The sequence below is a fragment of the Nonomuraea sp. NPDC050783 genome (genome assembly GCF_040802095.1).
In the GTDB taxonomy this organism is placed as follows: Bacteria; Actinomycetota; Actinomycetes; order Streptosporangiales; family Streptosporangiaceae; genus Nonomuraea.
In genome coordinates this window covers 179313-196358 of the sequence record NZ_JBFAHK010000001.1, presented here as the reverse complement: position 1 = coordinate 196358, position 17046 = coordinate 179313, and the positions used below count along the sequence as shown (strand labels likewise).

Annotated in this window: 17 protein-coding genes; 9 read left to right on the top strand and 8 right to left on the bottom strand. The window is 72.0% G+C overall.

Annotated elements, in window-relative coordinates:
• Positions 1-124: 124 nt before the first annotated feature.
• Complete coding sequence (locus tag AB0H75_RS00960; RefSeq protein WP_367787947.1) at positions 125-2005, top strand: Xaa-Pro dipeptidyl-peptidase; 1881 nt, start codon at positions 125-127, stop codon at positions 2003-2005.
• Here the strand turns inward: AB0H75_RS00960 and AB0H75_RS00955 are convergent.
• On the bottom strand, positions 1986-3212 hold the full coding sequence (locus tag AB0H75_RS00955; protein ID WP_367787945.1) for a M20 family metallopeptidase: 1227 nt from the start codon (positions 3210-3212) through the stop codon (positions 1986-1988). The genes AB0H75_RS00960 and AB0H75_RS00955 overlap by 20 nt on opposite strands.
• A gap of 498 nt (positions 3213-3710) precedes the next feature.
• Between AB0H75_RS00955 and AB0H75_RS00950 the strand changes: the two genes are divergently transcribed.
• Entirely contained in the window at positions 3711-5102 is a 1392-nt protein-coding gene (locus AB0H75_RS00950; protein WP_367787943.1) for a peptide ligase PGM1-related protein, read from the top strand.
• On the opposite strand, the gene AB0H75_RS00945 is transcribed toward AB0H75_RS00950, so the two are convergent.
• Positions 5074-5283, bottom strand: a complete 210-nt coding sequence (locus AB0H75_RS00945; RefSeq protein ID WP_367787941.1) for an SCO4848 family membrane protein — start codon at positions 5281-5283, stop codon at positions 5074-5076. The genes AB0H75_RS00950 and AB0H75_RS00945 overlap by 29 nt on opposite strands.
• A gap of 84 nt (positions 5284-5367) precedes the next feature.
• On the opposite strand from AB0H75_RS00945, the gene AB0H75_RS00940 reads away from it, so the two are divergent.
• Positions 5368-6492, top strand: a complete 1125-nt coding sequence (locus tag AB0H75_RS00940) for a D-alanyl-D-alanine carboxypeptidase family protein (RefSeq protein ID WP_367787939.1) — start codon at positions 5368-5370, stop codon at positions 6490-6492.
• Here the strand turns inward: AB0H75_RS00940 and AB0H75_RS00935 are convergent.
• Both AB0H75_RS00935 and AB0H75_RS00930 read right to left on the bottom strand, forming a co-directional pair.
• On the bottom strand, positions 6481-7425 hold the full coding sequence (locus tag AB0H75_RS00935) for a YihY/virulence factor BrkB family protein (protein ID WP_367787938.1): 945 nt from the start codon (positions 7423-7425) through the stop codon (positions 6481-6483). The two genes, AB0H75_RS00940 and AB0H75_RS00935, sit on opposite strands and share 12 nt — an antisense overlap.
• A 16-nt stretch (positions 7426-7441) precedes the next feature.
• Entirely contained in the window at positions 7442-8722 is a 1281-nt protein-coding gene (locus tag AB0H75_RS00930; protein WP_367787936.1) for an amidohydrolase family protein, read from the bottom strand.
• 61 nt (positions 8723-8783) lie between these two features.
• Here AB0H75_RS00930 and AB0H75_RS00925 point away from each other — a divergent pair, with 61 nt between their 5' ends.
• The 4 genes from AB0H75_RS00925 to AB0H75_RS00910 all read left to right on the top strand — a co-directional run bounded on the left by AB0H75_RS00925 (position 8784) and on the right by AB0H75_RS00910 (position 11202).
• Positions 8784-9287: a MarR family winged helix-turn-helix transcriptional regulator gene (locus tag AB0H75_RS00925; RefSeq protein WP_367787934.1), complete on the top strand. Its 504-nt coding sequence runs from the start codon at positions 8784-8786 to the stop codon at positions 9285-9287.
• A 193-nt stretch (positions 9288-9480) separates the two neighbouring features.
• Positions 9481-10671 carry a helix-turn-helix domain-containing protein gene (locus tag AB0H75_RS00920; protein ID WP_367787932.1) on the top strand — a complete coding sequence of 397 codons (1191 nt, stop codon included), beginning with the start codon at positions 9481-9483 and terminating at the stop codon, positions 10669-10671.
• A gap of 70 nt (positions 10672-10741) precedes the next feature.
• Entirely contained in the window at positions 10742-10936 is a 195-nt protein-coding gene (locus tag AB0H75_RS00915) for a hypothetical protein (protein WP_367787930.1), read from the top strand.
• On the top strand, positions 10933-11202 hold the full coding sequence (locus tag AB0H75_RS00910; protein ID WP_367787928.1) for a hypothetical protein: 270 nt from the start codon (positions 10933-10935) through the stop codon (positions 11200-11202). Before AB0H75_RS00915 ends, AB0H75_RS00910 begins: the two co-directional genes overlap by 4 nt.
• Positions 11203-11394: 192 nt before the next feature.
• Here the strand turns inward: AB0H75_RS00910 and AB0H75_RS00905 are convergent, their stop codons facing one another.
• The 3 genes from AB0H75_RS00905 to AB0H75_RS00895 form a co-directional block, all read right to left on the bottom strand.
• Positions 11395-12168, bottom strand: a complete 774-nt coding sequence (locus AB0H75_RS00905; protein ID WP_367787926.1) for a TetR/AcrR family transcriptional regulator — start codon at positions 12166-12168, stop codon at positions 11395-11397.
• 151 nt (positions 12169-12319) lie between these two features.
• On the bottom strand, positions 12320-13324 hold the full coding sequence (trpS, locus tag AB0H75_RS00900; protein WP_367787925.1) for a tryptophan--tRNA ligase: 1005 nt from the start codon (positions 13322-13324) through the stop codon (positions 12320-12322).
• Positions 13325-13338: 14 nt separating this feature from the next.
• Positions 13339-14652 (bottom strand): hemolysin family protein, encoded by a 1314-nt coding sequence (locus AB0H75_RS00895; RefSeq protein ID WP_367787923.1) that lies wholly within the window; start codon positions 14650-14652, stop codon positions 13339-13341.
• Between the two features lie 86 nt (positions 14653-14738).
• On the opposite strand from AB0H75_RS00895, the gene galE reads away from it, so the two are divergent.
• Positions 14739-15686 carry a UDP-glucose 4-epimerase GalE gene (gene galE, locus AB0H75_RS00890; protein WP_367787921.1) on the top strand — a complete coding sequence of 316 codons (948 nt, stop codon included), beginning with the start codon at positions 14739-14741 and terminating at the stop codon, positions 15684-15686.
• A gap of 38 nt (positions 15687-15724) precedes the next feature.
• The gene (locus tag AB0H75_RS00885) at positions 15725-15928 is read left to right on the top strand and encodes a hypothetical protein (protein WP_367787920.1); all 204 of its coding nucleotides are present in this window, start codon (positions 15725-15727) and stop codon (positions 15926-15928) included.
• Positions 15929-16003: 75 nt separating this feature from the next.
• Here AB0H75_RS00885 and AB0H75_RS00880 read toward each other — a convergent pair whose 3' ends face one another.
• Complete coding sequence (locus AB0H75_RS00880; protein ID WP_367787918.1) at positions 16004-16990, bottom strand: malate dehydrogenase; 987 nt, start codon at positions 16988-16990, stop codon at positions 16004-16006.
• Between the last annotated feature and the right edge of the window lie 56 nt (positions 16991-17046).

Here is a 17046-nt window from a genome sequence, read left to right as displayed (position 1 = left end):
CATCAGGCGCGTCCGTGACCTAGATTCCGCGCCACCCGCCACGCTATCCGCGGGCGAAGTTTTGCCCAACTTTGGGGGGTATTTGCCTCTTGCAGGGTGGCCGATCTTGGCGGAGATTCCGAGCATGCACCCTAGGAAGGCGCTCCTCGTGCCGCTGGCCGCGCTGCTCGTCGCGGCCCTGACGGGCACCCCGCCCGCCCACGCCGGCACCCCCGCCATCACGATCGAGGGCAACGCCACCCAGCCGGTCTTCTCCCGGGCCGACGCCATCAAGCAGACGGTCTTCGTCGAGGTCGCGGGCACCGACAGCGACCATGACGGCGCGCCGGACCGGGTCGCCGTGGACATCCTGCGGCCCAAGGAGACCGACGCCGGGCTCAAGGTCCCGGTGATCATGGAGGCCAGCCCGTACTACGCGGGCGGCAACGACGTCGCCAACCACCCCGTGGACGTGGACGAGCACGGCAACCCGCTGCCCACGCTCAAGTCCCTGGCGAACAAGCTGACCGCCGAGCCCTTCGACGGCTACTACGACAACTACTTCGTGCCCCGCGGCTACGCGATCGCCCTGGTGGAGAACCTGGGCAGCGGCCGGGCCACCGGCTGCCCGACCTCCGGCGACCGCAACGAGACCGCCGGCCCGAAGGCCGCCATCGACTGGCTCAACGGCCGCGCCCGCGGCTTCGACGCCGGCGGCGCCCCGGTCGAGGCCACCTGGTCCACCGGGAACGTCGGCATGATCGGCGTCTCCTACAACGGCACCCTGCCCAACGCCGTCGCCGCGACCGGCGTCGAGGGCCTGAAGACGATCGTCCCGATCGCCGCCATCTCCAGCTGGTACGACTACTACCGCGCCAACGGCGGCGTCGTGGCCCCGGGCGGCTTCCAGGGCGAGGACCTGGACGTGCTCGCCAAGTACGTCCTGACCAGGCAGAACGGCCAGGAGGCGTGCGGCGCGCTGATCGACTCCATCACCGCGGGCCAGGACCGGGTCACCGGCGACTACAGCCGGCTCTGGGACGCCCGCAACTACCTCGACGACGTGGACAAGGTCAGGGCCAGCGTCTTCGTGGTGCACGGCCTCAACGACTGGAACGTCAAGACCAAGCAGTTCGCCCAGTGGTGGTACGCCCTGGCCCAGCGGCACGTGCCGCGCAAGATCTGGCTGCACCAGGGCACCCACATGAACCCGTTCTCGCTGCGCACCGCCGAGTGGCTGCGCCAGCTCCACGGCTGGTTCGACCACTGGTTGTACGGCATCGACTCGGGCATCATGCGCGAGCCCCAGGCCGACGTGGAGATCGGCCCCGGCCAGTGGGCGCGGCACGCCTCGTGGCCGCTGCCCGGCACCGCCACCGTCCCGCTGCACCTGGGCTCCGGCGGGCGGCTGGGGCTGCTGCCGCGGCCGCTGTCGGCGCGCGAGACCTTCACCGACCAGAAGACCAGGACCGCCGAGCAGCTCGTGGAGGCCACCGGCGCGGACCCGAACCGGCTGGCGTACACGACCGCCGAGCTGCCGGGCGACGTGCGGATCTCGGGGACGCCGACGGTGTCGGTGCGGGCCTCGTTCGAGGGCGGCTCCTCGCCGTACCTGACGGCGCTGCTGGTGGACTACGGCACCGACGTGCGGGCCAACGGCACCCTGGTGCCGACCGGCGAGACCTGGTGCTACGGCCAGGGCGTGCCCGGTGACACCGGCTGCACCGCGCTGCGCGTGCTCGGCACCGCCACCACCCCGTACAAGATCGTCACCAGGGGCTGGCTGGACGTCCGCAACCGGCACCGCCCGGACCGCACCGAGCCGCTGCGGGCGGGCAAGGAGTATGCCTTCACCTGGGACTTCCAGCCGACGGACTACCTGTTCAAGAAGGGCCACCGGCTGGGCCTGGTGATCATCTCCACCGACTACGACTACACGCTGCGCTACCCGGCGGGCACGAGGATCACGCTCGCGCCCGGCCGGTCGGCGCTGCGGCTGCCGGTGGTCACGCCAGCGCGCTGGTGACCGTCGAGTCGAGCGGCCCGACCTCGCACAGGGCGGTGAGCGCGGTGGCGGCCATGACGCGCACGCCCATCGCGATCGCCTTCTCGTCCACGTCGAAGGTGCCCTGGTGGATGTCGTAGGTCACGCCGTCCGGCGAGCGGGTGCCCAGGCGGGCGAACGCGCCGGGGATCGACTCGAGGTACCAGGCGAAGTCCTCGCCGCCGAGCGACTGCTGGGTCGGGACCACCGCGCCCGCGCCCAGCACGCGCTCGGCGGCCTCGCCCAGCATCTCGACGCTGACCTCGTCGTTGACGACCGGCGGCACGCCCCGGGTGTAGTCCATGGTGGCCTCGATGCCGTAGGCGCTCGCGACCGACTCCAGCAGCGACTTGATCAGGTCGGGGGCGGCGTGCCAGGCCTCCTCGTCGAGGCAGCGCACGGTGCCCTCGGCGACGCCGTCGTCGGGGATCGCGTTGGCGGCCGTGCCGGCCTCGACGCGGCCCCAGACGAGGCTCAGCGAGGAGCGCGGATCGACCCGGCGCGACAGCGCGGCGGGCAGCTCGGTGAGGATCTTGGCCAGCGCGAAGACCAGGTCGGCCGTCAGGTGCGGGCGGGCGGTGTGGCCGCCGGGACCGGAGACCCGGACGACCAGCCGGTCGCAGGCCGAGGTGATCGGGCCGGCGCGCAGGCCGAGCTGGCCGACGTCGACCCGCGGGTCGCAGTGGAGGCCGAAGATGCGGTCGACGCCGCTGATGCCGCCGTGCGCCATGACCTCCAGCGCGCCGCCGGGCAGCTCCTCGGCCGGCTGGAAGATCAGCCGGACCCGGCCGGGCAGCAGGCCGGCCACGGCCTGCTGGGCGAGGAAGAGCGAGGTGCCGAGCAGCACCGTGGTGTGCACGTCGTGGCCGCACGCGTGGCAGGCACCCGCCACGGTGGAGCGATAGGGCACGTCCTTCTCGTCCTGCAGCGGCAGCGCGTCGATGTCGGCGCGCAGGGCGACCGTGGGGCCGTCGCCGCTGCCCACGTCACAGATGAGGCCGGTGCCCCTGGGGAGCACCTGCGGGCTCAGCCCGGCGGCGGTGAGCCGCTCGGCGATCCGCTGTGTCGTGCGATATTCGGCGAAGGCCAGCTCAGGGTGCATGTGGAGGTCGCGGCGGAACGCCACGAGATCCAGCTCGGTCTCCGCCAGGAACGCGTCGAGTTCCCCCCGCAGCTCACGTCCCCGCATATGTCACCGTCCCGTCCCCATGCCGCGCGTGCCCGGATGTCAGGAGCCGGCGCGGCTAGTGCGCTGTCGTACTCGTCCAAGTCCCGCCGTGGGCCGCTTGGTCGAACGGCCGACTCGGCGAATCAAAAAACACCCGTTGGTTCGGGTGCGTGAGATCGTCGGCATGGGCTTGCGTACGTCGGTCGCGCGTGCCGCTGCAGCCCGGGTGCACAGCGGTGGCCGTGAGCCCGATGGCGATGTCTCGACTCTATCGCTCGTGTGCGGCTTCGCGCCGACAGATACGCCAAAAGTTAGCTGTCGGCATGCCCGTAACCCCTACTAGTCACCTTACGTGATGACCGGACTGATCCTGAAATAGTCACAAGGGATCATTAGATGGTGACCCGTGGTCGCCACTTCCAAACGTGGTGGGCGATTCCGAATCCTGTCACCTTCTGTCATGGTCATCACACTTCGCCGCTGGCTGCTTTCGGGGGGAATCGGTGTTTCACTCGCTATATGATCACTAATATCCCGTTCGGGGAGAAGTATGCTGGGTTGAGCATCTTCGAGCCGAGCGAGGGGACCCTGGTGGTCGTGCCCTCGCTCTCCCTTCCGCAGGACGAGCTCCGCCGCATCAAGGCGGCCAGGTCCTACGAGGAGCGCCTGCTCTTCCTGCTGCTGACGCTCCGCGCCCCCGGGGTAAAGGTGATCTACCTCTCCTCCGCGCCCATCGATCCCGACATCATCGACTACTACTTCGCGTTCCTGCCCGATCCGGATGACGCCGCCAAGCGGCTCACGCTGATCACGCTCGACGACCCCTGGTCCCAGCCGCTGACCAGGACCCTGCTCGGCCGTCCCGACGTGCTGGAGCGGTTACGCGGCGAGATCGACGGCGACGCCTGCCTGGTGCCGTTCGTACTGAGCGAGCTGGAGGAGGAGCTCGCGGCATCACTCCACGTGCCCATCTACGGTCCGGCCACCTCCTTCGCCTATTACGGCTCCAAGAGCGGCGCCCGCGAGATCGGCCACGAGGCCGGGGTGCCCATGGCACGCGGCTTCGGCGACGTGCGCACCGCGCTGGAGATCGAGGAGGCCATCGAGTCCCTGCCCGGGGAACGGGTGATCGTCAAGCTCAACGACGCCTACTCCGGGCTGGGCAACGCCATCGTCACCAAGGCCGACCGCTCGCTGATCAGCTTCTCGGCGGGCGACGAGACCTGGGAGGCGTTCTCGGCCAAGATCAGGGAGCGGGGCGCGGTGGTGGAGGAGTACATCGAGCACCGCCCGCTGTACTACCCGAGCGCGCTGGCCCAGGTCACGCCGGACGGCACCGCCCGGGTGCTGGCCACGCACGACCAGGTGCTCGGCGGCGACAGCGGGCAGGTCTACCAGGGCTGCACGTTCCCGGCGGCGCCCGAGTACCGCGCCGAGGTGGGCGCCTCGGCCGGGCGCATCGCGCGGGTGCTGGCCGAGCGCGGCGTGGTGGGCCTGTTCGGGATGGACTTCTTCGCGCTGAAGGCCGACGCCGGGTACGCGGCGCTGCTGTGCGAGATCAACCTGCGCATCGGCGGCACCACGCACCCGTACGGCGCGGCGACGCTGACCACCGGGGCGGTCTACGACCCGGCCCGCGGCCTGCTCATGGCCGGGGACCGGCCGAAGCACTACACCGCGACCGACAACCACGCCTCCGCCTGCCTGCGCGGCCGCACGCCCGGCGAGGTCCTGCGCGCGGCCGACCGGCTCGGCATCGGCTTCGACCACGAGCGCCGCACCGGCAACGTCTTCCACCTGCTCGGGGCCGTTCCCGAGCACGGCAAGCTGGGCTTCACCTCGATCGGCGACTCCAAGGAGGAGGCGGAGGAGCTGCACGCCCTCACCCGGCGCCTCCTGAGCGGCCTCTGAGCCCGCGCACGCCGATCCAGGCGAGGACCACGGCCAGCACGAGGTTCACCGCGATGAGGACGCCGTGCACCACGTAGAAGCTCGTCGGGTGCCCGTCGGCCAGGTTGAAGCCGAGGTTGATCCATTCGAGGACCATGAACGCGCCAAGCGCGATGAGAAATCCGGCGATCTTTCGTGACATGACCATCTCTCTAGTATCGAAGGTGGATCAACGGGGGATGTGTCGCCACATGGGCATTCATCCGGGGCTACGCTGAGACCCGCCATGTGGACAAGAACCGTGCTCTTCACGGCGATCATCGCCGCGGCCCCGCTCACCGGCCCGGCCGCGCACGCCGCACCGGCCGTCCCCGTCGGCGGCGAGGCGCTGGGCAGCCGCGGCCTGGTGGTGCCCGCGGGCGTCAAGAAGCCGCCCAAGACCAAGGCTACGTCGTACGTCGTCGCGGACGTGGACACCGGCCAGGTGCTGGCGGCCAAGGACGCCCACGGCCGCTACCTGCCGGCCAGCACGCTGAAGACGCTCACCGCGCTGACGCTCCTGCCGAAGCTCGACAAGAAGCGCAGGATCCGGCCCAGCCAGAACGCCTGCAACCAGGAGGGCACCGCGGTCGGGCTGACGCCGAAGGCCACGTACTCGGTGGACGACCTGTTCAAGGGCCTGATGATGTCCTCGGGCAACGACGCGGCCATGGCGCTGGCCGAGGTCAACGGCGGCCTGGACAAGACCATGCGGGAGATGAACGAGCAGGCCAGGCGGCTGCAGGCGTACGACACCGTGGCCAAGACGCCGAGCGGCCTGGACAAGCCGGGGCAGAGCAGCTCGGCCTACGACCTGGCGCTCATCGCCCGCGCCGGCCTGGCCGACCCCGACTTCCGCCGCTACGCCGGCACCAAGCTCGCCGACTTCCCGGCGCCCAAGGGCAAGACGTACCAGATCAGCAACCACAACAAGCTGCTCTGGCGCTACCAGGGCATGATCGGCGTCAAGAACGGCTGGACGTCCAAGGCCCTGGGCAGCTTCGTCGGCGCGGCCACCCGCGGCGGCCACACGATCGTGGTGAGCATCATGCGCCACGAGGGCTACTTCTGGGACGAGGTGGCCAAGCTCCTGGACTGGGGCTTCACGGTACGCGGCACGGCCGCCCCGGTCGGGCAGCTCGTGCGCCCGCTCCCCGAGGGGCGGCCGTCGGCGCCGCAGGCGCAGTCCTCCGGCGGCCCGGTCACCCGGGTCACCCCGGCCCAGCAGCCGCCGCTGCTGGACGCGGCCTCGCGCAAGCAGACCGACCACACCAAGACGATCGGGGCGGTGGTGATCGGCGGCGGCCTGCTGTTCGGGGTGGTCTGGCTGGTGTACGGGATCCGGCGGCGCCGGCGCGGCCTAGACCTCTGACTCCTCGGCGGCCGGAGGCGCGGGCGCGGCGGAGGGCACCGGGGTGGGGGCCGGGGGCGGGCAGTAGCCCGCCGTGGCCGTCCAGGCCGCGACGTGCAGGACGAGCCGCGCCGAGAAGTTGATCCAGATGAGCAGCCCCGCGATGACCGCGAACGTCCCGTAGACGGGGTTGTTCAGCGTGGTCCCGAGCAGCAGCGTGGCGAGCTGCTTGAGCACGCCGAACCCGATCGCGCCGATCAGCGCCCCCTTGGCGACCACCTTGAACGGCTGGACGGGCCGCGCGACCCAGCCGAGCAGGATGACGAACAGCAGCCAGTCGGCCGCCAGGCTGGCCAGCATCCCGCCCAGCCGCAGCCCGACGCCCGCCCAGCCCAGCAGGAAGTCCAGCACCTTGTCCGTGGCGCTGGTGGCGAACCCGCCCACCAGCACGGACGTGATCATGGTGACCCCGATCATGACGATCGAGGACAGGTCGCGCAGCTTGCCGAGGAAGAAGTTGGGCGGCGGCTCGGTGGTCATGTAGATCTCGCGCAGCGCCCCGCGCAGCGCGTCCAGCGCGCCGAGCCCGGCGTACAGGAGGCCGAGCAGGCCGATGATCCCGGCGGTCGCCTTGGCCTCGGCGATGCCCTTGAGGTCGAGCTGGTCGGCGATGCCCGGCAGCCGCTCGGTGATCGCGGCCTCCAGGGCCTGCCGGGTGGCCTCGCTGGTGGTCACCACGTAGCCGAGCAGCGCGTACGACAGCGCCACCAGCGGGAAGAACGACAGGAAGGCGAAGTAGGTGACCGCGCCCGCCAGCCGGTCGCCGGACTGGAGCTGGTAGCGCTGCACCCCTCGGATCAGGTGGTCGAACGACAGCCTGCGGACCCGCCAGTAGTCGACCCTGCGCCGGCCCCACGCCCGGACCGCCGCGACGCGCTGCCCCAGATCCGCCATCCACGCCCTCCCCGCGTCACCCCGTGACCGCGGCGGCGGACTCCCGGAGGGAGGTGAGGACCGTCGCCAGGTCGTGATGGAGCATCTGCCCATTCCGCTTCACGACACGCCCACCGACCAGCACCGTTTCCACGCACGCAGGGTCCGCGTTGAGCACGACGGCCCCGATGGGGTCGTGGGCGGCGGCCAGGCCGAGCCTGTCGGTGCGCAGCAGCACGACGTCGGCCTGCTTGCCGGGCCGCAGCGAGCCGACGGAGCCGGCCAGGCCCAGCACCTCGGCGCCCTCGATGGTGGCCATGCGCAGGGCGTCGCGGGTGGTGAAGCCGAGCCCGGCACCGCCGGGGCGGCCGCGTTCGAGCAGGTGGACCGCGCGCATCAGGCTGAACATGTCGCCGGGGGCGCACACCACGGTGTCGGCGCCGAGCCCGGCCGGCAGCCCGGCGGCCCTGGCCCGGCCGGCCTGCGGGTAGCCCATGCCGAGGGTCATCTCGTCCACGGGGGCGAGCGAGACGCCGCCGCCGCTGCCGGCGATGCGCTTGAGCTCCTCGTCGGTGTAGTGCAGCGCGTGCACGAACGTGGTGGGGACGGCCAGCAGGCCGTGCTCCTCCAGGAACGCCAGCCCCCGCGCGGCGCTCTCCCGGCCGTGGCCGCCCAGGTGGGCGGTGACCGGCAGGCCCAGCTCGGCGGCGAGCCGCCACTCCGCCAGCGACCGTTCCTCGCCGGCGATCTCCGGGCCGAGCGCGGCCAGGGCCATCGACAGGAGGCCGCCGGTGTTGTCGAACAGCTCCTCGCGCACGCGCCGGGTCTCGCGCTCCAGTCCGGCGGGGTCGCCGCCGTGGCAGTAGCCGAAGACGGCCCGGACGCCGGAGTCGCGCAGCGCCTGGACGGCGGCGCCGGTGTGGGCGGGGGTGAGCTGGATGTGCGACCAGTCGAGCAGCGTGGTGACGCCGGTGTCCAGGCACTCCAGGGCGCCGGCCAGGTTCCCGGCGTAGACGTCCTCGGGACGGAAGCGGGGGGCGGCCTCGCCGAGGACGCGGGCCAGGTAGCCGTCGAAGGTGACGTCCGGCGCGAGTGCCCTGATGGGGGCCTGCCAGGTGTGCCGGTGGGTGTCGACGAAGCCGGGGAGCACCAGGCGGCCGGTCGCGTCGATCACCTCGGCGCCCGGCGGCTCGGGCAGGCCGGGGGCGACCTCGGCGATGACGCCGTTCTCGACGCGGACGTCGGCGGGGCCGAGCACGACCGGCTGGGGCTCGGTGTCGATGACGACGCCGTTCTTGATCAGGAGGGTGGTCAGCATGGTCGAAAGCTTAATGAGAAGCTTTCAAGAAAGCAATCCGATGATGGGTATTCTCGGTGAGGTGAAGTCCGACGAGATCGACGCGATGGTCCCCCGCTGGACGCAGGCGGGCCTGTCGTCGTCGCTCATCGCCACCCTGGAGCTGAGCAAGCGCGTCGCCCGGCTCGACCAGCTCTTCGAGCAGGCGGTCAAGGCCGAGCTGGCCGAGCTGGGGCTGACCTACGCCGAGTTCGACGTGCTGGCCGCGCTGAGCCGGTCGGCGCCGCCCCGGATGAAGCCGAGCGAGCTGTCCAAGGGCCTCATGCTGACCTCCGGCGGCATCAGCAACGTGCTGCAACGGCTGACGGCGGCCGGCTACGTCGAGCGCGAGGCCAACGCGGGCGACGCGCGCAGCCGCTGGGTGCGGCTCACCGAGGAGGGGCGGCGGGTGGCCGCCGCGGCCCTCGAAGCCTCGTCGCGGGCGCACCAGGCGGTGGCGGCCGGCGTCCCCGAGGAGGCACTGCGCCGGGCCGCCGACGCCCTGCGCGAGGTCCTGGCCCCCCTCGGCCGCCGCCGCCTCCGCTGAGGCGGGCCACCGGCGGGCACGGGCAGGCGCGGGCAGGCGGTCGGGCGCGGGCGGGCACGAGCGGGCGCGGGCGGTCTTCCCGGGTGCCTTCTCGAATACCCTTCACGTTCCTGACCTGCGCGGAAACCGTGGCAGGCGGGGTTTCTGAGCCCTAGCCTGGCTGTGTCGCGACACAGCCAGGAGGCGCCAGCCGATGACCGAGATCAGCACCGGTCAGATGGTCCGGCTCCAGCGCGAGCGAAGGGGCATGAGCACCACCGCGCTGGCCACCCAATCCGGATGCACCCCCCGTCACATCGAGCTCATCGAGCACGGCAAACGGACCCCTTCGCTCCCCCTGCTGCGGGAGATCGCCAAAGTGCTGGGCGTACGCACGGCCGTGCTGCTGGGCGAGACCCCGCGCGACTCGCACGAGCCCAGCAGGCCGCAGATCGGCGACATCGAGCGGGCCCTGTTCACCTGCCGCTCCCTGGCGCCCGACCTCGAACCACCGGACGCCGACCAGCTCGCCGAGCGGGTGACGGCGGCCCGGGGCGCCTGGTTCTCCTCGGCCCGCCGCTACTCGATCCTCATGGCGGCGCTGCCGTCCCTGATCACCGACGCCGAGAGCCTGGCCGCCGAGCGCACGCCGCGCGCCAGCAGCGTCGCCACCGACGCGTACATGCTGGCCAGGGGCGTGCTCAAGCACCTGCGCCGGGTGGACCTCGCGCACCTCGCGGCCGACCGCGCCATGCGCCTGGCCGAGGAGTCGGCCGACCCGCTGACGATGGCGTGGGCCTACTGGAGCCTCGGGCAGTCGATGCTCTCGGACGACATGCACCAGATCGCCTACGACGTCGCGCGGCGCGCCATCGAGCTGCTCGAACCGCACGTCCCCGACGGCGACGAGCGGCACATCAAGGCGCTCGGCGCGCTGCACCTGCTGGCCGCCGTCGGCGAGGCCCGCGCGGGCGACGACGACCGGGCCAAGGAGCGCGTGCGCGGCGTGGCGGCCCGGCTGGCCGAGCGCGTCCAGGACGCCTCCGACGTCTACGACCTGGCCTTCTTCGGCCCCACGAACGTCGCCATCCACATGGCCAGCATCGAGAACGACGCCGGCCGCCCCGAGAACGTGCTGCGCATCGCCGACGACATCGACCTGCGCACCACCCCGTCCATCGAGCGGCGCACCACCCATCTCGGCCACGTCGCCCGCGCCTGCGAGGACCTGGGCGACGACGCGGCGAGCCTGCTCCACCTGCTGCGCATCGAGCGCGAGTGCCCGGAGGAGCTGGAGCACAAGCTGCTGCTGCGGGAGATGGTGCGGGCGCTGGCGCGGCGGGCGCGGCCGTCGTGGGCCCCGGAGGTCCGCCAGCTCGCCGAGCGGCACGGCATCCTCGGCTGAGGCCGGGCGAACTGAGAGTTCCTGCGCCCGAGTTCGTCACGCAGCGGCACGCCGGTGGCACGCTGCGTTCATGACCACAGCGCCGAGTGCCGATCTCGTCATGGAACGACTGCTCCAGGAGGCCGCGAGGGAGTTCCCCGGCTGGACGTTCGGGCGGGATGATACCGGCTGGACCGCCGCCCGCGGTGCCCTCCGGTTCACCAGGCCCAGCCTGGCCGCCCTGCGCGCGCTCCTGCGCGTCCACCGGGCGGCGCGGCGCCGGTGAGCGGCCGGCCCACGGACGCGGACGCGCTCCACGCGGGGCGGCAGCTCGCCGTCCTGCGTACCACGTACCCGGGGTGGGAGATCGACCACCTTGCGGACCGGCCCGCCCCGTGGACGGCCGTCCTGCGCCGGCCGGTCACCGCGGGGCTGCTCGCGGCAGGGGTGCGCCGGCGCCTCGACGGCCCCGACGCGGTCACCCTCGCCTCCGCCCTGGCCCACCAGGCGTCGCTGCTGCACAACCAGCGCCTGGAGACGTGGCGCGGCTGAACCCCCTCCTGACCCCCTCCTACCGGTCGCCATCCTTCGTCCTCCTCCAGTCGGATGGCTACCGTCCTCTCACCCCCGACACCCGCCGCCGGGAGGGCAGGCCCCGGCGGCGGGTTCCCTCCTCAGGACGACCCGCCCAAGGCGACCTGCTCAGGGCGACCCGCTCAGGGCGACCCGCTCAGTACGACCCGCTCAGTGCGGCCCGCCGGCGGCCGCGATCCGTCCGGCGACGGCGTCGAGCACCAGGTCGAGACCGTGCGCGAAGCGGTCGAGGGCCCGTTGCAGCGCGTAGGGCAGCGCGGTGCCGGACACGCCGAACGCCCCCGCCTCCTCCAGCTCGGCCAGCAGCGGGAAACGCCCGTTCATGCGCTCCTCCAGGAACGGCACCTGCCGCTCCCACCACTCGTCGTCGCCGCCGGTGCGCTCGGGCGCCTGCTCGGCCTCGACGACGGCCGAGGCCGCGCCCCGCGTGTACGACTCCACCGCCGCCACGCAGCCCACCACGTCCGCGGCGGACAGCCCGCGCCCGTGCAGCAGGGCCAGCGTGGCCTCGTAGCGGGCCAGGACGTGCGGGCCGAGCACGGTCCGCGAGGTGGACACCCGCAGCAGCCACGGATGGGCGCGGCAGGCGTCCAGGTCGGCCTCCGCCACGCCGCGCAGCCCCGCCCGCCAGCCGGAGGTGGGGTCGGGCAGCGGCCGGCCCGCCGCCACCCGGTCGACCATGAGCTCCAGCAGCTCGGCCTTGCCCGGCACGTACGTGTACAACGACGCCGTCCCGATCCCGAGCGCCCGGGCCAGCGCGCGCATGGACAGCGCCGCCGGCCCGGCGCGGCCGGCCTCGGCGATGGCGGCGTCCACGACGGCGGTCAGCTCCAGGCGTTGCCGCGGCCCGCGCCTGGCCGCCGGGAGGCCGTCCCAGAGCAGCGCCATCGTGCGCGCGGGGTCGCCCCGGCCCGCGTGCTCCATCAGGAGACCTCCTGCCGCCGCAACCCCGAACACCGTACGACGTTTCACGGCCGTCCTGCCCGGCTACCGGGCACCCGGTTCCGGGGTCACCTGCCGCCAGGAGCGGCCCGGCCCGTACGTCTCCGGCCCCGAGCAGCCGGGGGCGCCGGGGTCAGAACTTGGGAAGGAGGCCGACGCGGTCGCGGACCTGCTCCATGGTCTGGCGGGCGACCGCTCCGGCGCGCTCGGCGCCCACCGCGAGCAGGCGGTCGAGCTCGGCCTCGTTGGACAGCAGCTTCTCCGTGCGCTCCCGGATCGGCGTGAACGTCTCGACGACGGCCTCCGCCACGTCCTTCTTGAACGTGCCGTAGCCCTGCCCGGCGTAGCGGGCGACCAGCTCGGGGATGGGCGTGCCGGTCAGGGCGGACTGGATGCGGAGGAGGTTGGAGATGCCGGGTTTGTTCTCCTCGTCGAAGAGCACCTCGGTGCCGGTGTCGGTCACCGCCCGCATGACCTTCTTCCGCAGCGGCCCCGGCTGCTCCAGCACGTCGAGGATGCCGGCCGGGCTGGAGGACGACTTCGACATCTTCGACGTCGGGTCCTGGAGGTCGGTGATCTTCTCGACCTCCTTGGGGATGTACGGCTCCGGCAGCGTGAACGTCTCGCCGAAGCGGTGGTTGAAGCGCTGGCCGAGGTCGCGGGTCAGCTCCAGGTGCTGCTTCTGGTCGGCCCCGACCGGCACCTTGTCGGCCTGGTAGATGAGGATGTCGGCGGCCTGCAGGATCGGGTAGGTGAACAGCCCGACGCTGGCCGCGCTCTCCCCGAACTTGGCCGACTTGTCCTTGAACTGGGTCATCCTGGCCGCCTCGCCCATGCCGGTGAGGCAGATCAGGATCCAGGCGAGCTCGGTGTGCTCGCGCACGTGCGACTGCACGAAGACCGTGGAGCGCTCGGCGTCGAGCCCCGCGGCGAACAGCTGCGCGGCGGCCACGCGGCTGCGGCGGCGCAGCGCGGCGGGCTCGGTCGGCACGGTGATCGCGTGGAGGTCGACCACGCAGTAGAAGGCGTCGTGGGTCTCCTGCATGGTGACCCACTGACGGACCGCACCCAGGTAGTTGCCCAGGTGGAAGGAGTCCGCGGTGGGCTGGATGCCGGAGAGAACACGAGGTCTGGCCATAGCAGGCAATTGTGTCAGGAATCCTGGTCGGGGGGCGACTCGGTGCCCGGGCGGCGTTTCACCCGCACGCGGGCGATGCGCCGCCCGTCCAGCTCGATGACCTCCAGCTCGAAGCCGGGCAGCTCCACCCGCTCGCCGATGGCCGCCACGTGGCCCAGCACGGCCATGACGAAGCCGCCCAGCGTCTCGTAGGGGCCGTCGGGCAGCTTGATGCCGGTCTCGGTGGCGAAGTCGTTGAGGTTGGTCAGGCCGTCGATCTCGATCTCGCCGGCGGGCAGGACGACGACGTCGTCCTCGACGTCGTACTCGTCCCTGATGTCGCCGATCAGCTCCTCGACCAGGTCCTCCATCGTGACGATGCCGGCCGTGCCGCCGTACTCGTCCACCACGATGGCCAGGTGCTGGCCCTCGGCGCGCATCTCGTTGAGGGTGGTGAGCAGGCGCTTGGAGGCGGGCACGAACTTGGCGGGCCGGATCGGCACGAGCGCGCTGATCGGCTCGGTGCGGCCGGACAGCTCGGGGTCCAGCAGGTCGCGCACGTGCACGAAGCCGATGATCTCGTCGTACGACGTCCGGTAGACGGGGAAGCGGGAGTGCGGCAGGCGGGCGGCCAGCGCGGCGGCCTCGGTCAGCGGCTTGTCGGCCTCCATGAACTCGACCTCGGTGCGCGGCAGCATCACCTCCCTGAGCTGCCGTTTCCCGGCGGCGAAGACCTCGGCGATGAGCTTGCGCTCGTCGGCGGTCAGGTCGGTGTGGCCGACCACCATGTCGCGCAGCTCCTCGGTGGTGACCTCCTCGCGGTCGGCCTTGGGGTTGCCGCCGAGCAGCCGGACCACGCCGTCGGTGGAGACCGACAACATCCAGATGATCGGGCGCGACAGGCGGGCGATCCAGTCGAGGAAGGGCGCCACGAGGAGCGAGAGCCCTTCGGCCCGCTGCAGGGCCAGGCGTTTGGGTGCCAGCTCGCCGAGCACGAGCGAGACGTAGGAGATGGCCAGCGTGACGAGCACGAGCCCGGCCACGGGGGCCGCGCCCGCGGGCACGCCCCAGCCTTCGAGCACGGGCGTGAGCTGCGCGCCCAGCCGGTCGGCGCCGAACGCGGCCGACAGCATGGTGGCCACGGTGACGCCGATCTGGACGGCGGACAGGAAGCGGTTGGGATCGCGGGCGAGCTTGGCCACGCGTTCGCCCCGGCGACCGCGGTCGGCCAGCTTGCGGACCTGGCTGTCGCGCAGGGAGACCATCGCGATCTCGGCGGCGGCGAAGAAGCCCCCGATCAGGATGAACAGGAGGACCAGGGCGATGTTGGCCGCGACAGTGTCAAACATGGTGGTTGGCAGCGTATACGCGAGCTTTCCCGCGTATGCTGAACGGCAGGGCTGACAAAATCAAACATATTTGAACAGGAGCACACATGAGGTTGCTGGTGACCGGAGGGGCCGGATACGTCGGCAGCGTCGTCGCGGCCCAGCTCGTCGAGGCGGGCCATGACGTGACCGTACTCGACGACCTGTCAACGGGGCATCAGGACGCGGTGCCGGACGGCGCCCGCTTCGTGCGGGCCGACATCGCCGAGCCCGGCGACGCGCTCGACGGCGTGGACGCGGTGCTGCACTTCGCGGCCAGGTCACTGGTGGGCGAGTCGGTGGAGAAGCCGGGGCTGTACTGGGCGCACAACCTCGGCGGCACGCTGGCGCTGCTGGAGGCCATGCGGGACAGGGGCGTCGGCAGGATCGTGTTCTCCTCGACGGCGGCCACGTACGGCGAGCCGGAGCGCTCCCCCATCGAGGAGAGCGACCCGACGCGCCCGACCAACCCCTACGGCGCCTCGAAGCTGGCCGTGGACACCGCGCTGAGCGCGTTCGCGCGCCTGCGCGGCCTGGGCGCGGTGAGCCTGCGCTACTTCAACGTGGCCGGCGCCTACGGCCGCTTCCGCGAGCGCCACACGGTCGAGACCCACCTCATCCCGAACGTGCTCAAGGTCGCCACCGGCGAGCGCGAGTCGGTCAGCGTCTTCGGCACCGACTACCCGACCCCCGACGGCACCTGCGTGCGCGACTACATCCACGTCGCCGACCTGGCGCGGGCGCACCTGCTGGCGCTGGAGGCGATCACGCCCGGCGAGCACAAGATCTACAACCTGGGCAGCGGCACCGGCTTCAGCGTCCAGGAGGTGATCTCGGTCTGCCGGGAGGTCACGGGGCACGAGATCCCGGCGGCGTTCGCCGGGCGCCGGTCCGGCGACCCCGCCGTGCTGGTGGCCTCGTCCGCGAAGATCCAGCGCGAGCTGGGCTGGAAGGCCGAGCGGCCGGCGCTGCGCGACATCGTCTCCGACGCCTGGGCGGCGCTTTCCGGCGAATGACGCACAGAGGCACCGGATATGTGCTGTAGTACCCAAACGTGAAGAGATTTTCACCCAGGGTCACGATGCTGATCTTCGGTGCTCTCATCGCGGGCGGCAGCCTGCTCGCCGCCGCCGGGGTGGTCTTCGTGACCCCGCAAGCGGCCCCGGCCGCGCCGCGGGCGAGCTGCCCCGCCCAGAGCGGGACGGACTCCGCGCGGAGCGGGCCGGGCTCGACCCCGAGCGGGCCGGACCGCCGCTGAAGGCGAACGCCCCCCGCCGGTCCGGCGAGGGGCGCCTGTCCGGGGACGGATGCCAGGAACCAGGTGTACCAGGGGTCAGATGAGGCCCAGCTCCTTGACCGCCGCGCGCTCCTCCTCCAGCTCGCGCACGCTGGCGTCGATGCGCTCGCGCGAGAAGGCGTCGATCTCCAGGCCCTGGATGATCTCGAACCGGCCGTCCACGGCGCGCACCGGGAACGACGAGATCAGGCCCTCGGGCACGCCGTAGGAGCCGTCGGAGACGACCGCGGCGGAGGTCCACTCGGTGCCGTGGACCCAGTCGCGCACGTGGTCGATGGCGGCGTTGGCGGCCGAGGCGGCCGAGGACGCGCCACGGGCGTCGATGATGGCGGCGCCGCGCTTGGCGACGGTCGGGATGAAGGTGTCCTTCAGCCACTCCTGGTCGACCTGCTCGGCCGCGACCTTGCCGCCGACCTCGGCGTGGAACAGGTCGGGGTACTGGGTGGCGGAGTGGTTGCCCCAGATCGTCATCTTCTTGATCTCAGTGACCGGCACCTGCAGCTTGGCCGCGAGCTGCGACAGCGCGCGGTTGTGGTCGAGGCGGGTCATCGCGGTGAAGCGCTCGGCCGGCACGTCGGGGGCGTGCTGCTGGGCGATGAGCGCGTTGGTGTTGGCCGGGTTGCCCACGACCAGGATCCTGATGTCGTCGGCCGCGTGATCGTTGATCGCCTTGCCCTGCGGGCCGAAGATGCCGCCGTTGGCGCCGAGCAGGTCGCCGCGCTCCATGCCGGCCTTGCGGGGCATGGCGCCGACCAGCAGCGCGACGTTGGCGCCGGCGAACGCCACGTTGGGGTCGTCGGTGATCTCGATGCCCGACAGCAGCGGGAACGCGCAGTCGTCCAGCTCCATCGCGGTGCCCTCGGCGGCCTTCACGGCGGCCGGGATCTCCAGCAGGCTGAGCTTGACCGGCACGTCGGCGCCGAGCAGCTGCCCCGACGCGATGCGGAACAGCAGTGCGTAGCCGATCTGGCCGGCGGCTCCGGTGACGGTCACCTTGACGGGCGCAGTGGCTGACGACGCCATGGCCTTTCCCCTAACTCACGGCAGAATGTTCGGACGTTGGGGATGTTACCCGCTCG

Excerpts from the sequence above, each read along its gene's own strand:
- AB0H75_RS00945 (WP_367787941.1), bottom strand. The coding sequence starts at position 5,283 with ATGTCACGAAAGATCGCCGGATTTCTCATCGCGCTTGGCGCGTTCATG.
- AB0H75_RS00895 (WP_367787923.1), bottom strand. The coding sequence starts at position 14,652 with ATGTTTGACACTGTCGCGGCCAACATCGCCCTGGTCCTCCTGTTCATC.
- AB0H75_RS00905 (WP_367787926.1), bottom strand. The coding sequence starts at position 12,168 with ATGGAGCACGCGGGCCGGGGCGACCCCGCGCGCACGATGGCGCTGCTC.
- trpS (WP_367787925.1), bottom strand. The coding sequence starts at position 13,324 with ATGGCCAGACCTCGTGTTCTCTCCGGCATCCAGCCCACCGCGGACTCC.
- AB0H75_RS00950 (WP_367787943.1), top strand. The coding sequence starts at position 3,711 with ATGATCACTAATATCCCGTTCGGGGAGAAGTATGCTGGGTTGAGCATC.
- AB0H75_RS00960 (WP_367787947.1), top strand. The coding sequence starts at position 125 with ATGCACCCTAGGAAGGCGCTCCTCGTGCCGCTGGCCGCGCTGCTCGTC.
- AB0H75_RS00915 (WP_367787930.1), top strand. The coding sequence starts at position 10,742 with ATGACCACAGCGCCGAGTGCCGATCTCGTCATGGAACGACTGCTCCAG.
- AB0H75_RS00930 (WP_367787936.1), bottom strand. The coding sequence starts at position 8,722 with ATGCTGACCACCCTCCTGATCAAGAACGGCGTCGTCATCGACACCGAG.
- AB0H75_RS00920 (WP_367787932.1), top strand. The coding sequence starts at position 9,481 with ATGACCGAGATCAGCACCGGTCAGATGGTCCGGCTCCAGCGCGAGCGA.
- galE (WP_367787921.1), top strand. The coding sequence starts at position 14,739 with ATGAGGTTGCTGGTGACCGGAGGGGCCGGATACGTCGGCAGCGTCGTC.
- AB0H75_RS00940 (WP_367787939.1), top strand. The coding sequence starts at position 5,368 with ATGTGGACAAGAACCGTGCTCTTCACGGCGATCATCGCCGCGGCCCCG.
- AB0H75_RS00935 (WP_367787938.1), bottom strand. The coding sequence starts at position 7,425 with ATGGCGGATCTGGGGCAGCGCGTCGCGGCGGTCCGGGCGTGGGGCCGG.
- AB0H75_RS00880 (WP_367787918.1), bottom strand. The coding sequence starts at position 16,990 with ATGGCGTCGTCAGCCACTGCGCCCGTCAAGGTGACCGTCACCGGAGCC.
- AB0H75_RS00955 (WP_367787945.1), bottom strand. The coding sequence starts at position 3,212 with ATGCGGGGACGTGAGCTGCGGGGGGAACTCGACGCGTTCCTGGCGGAG.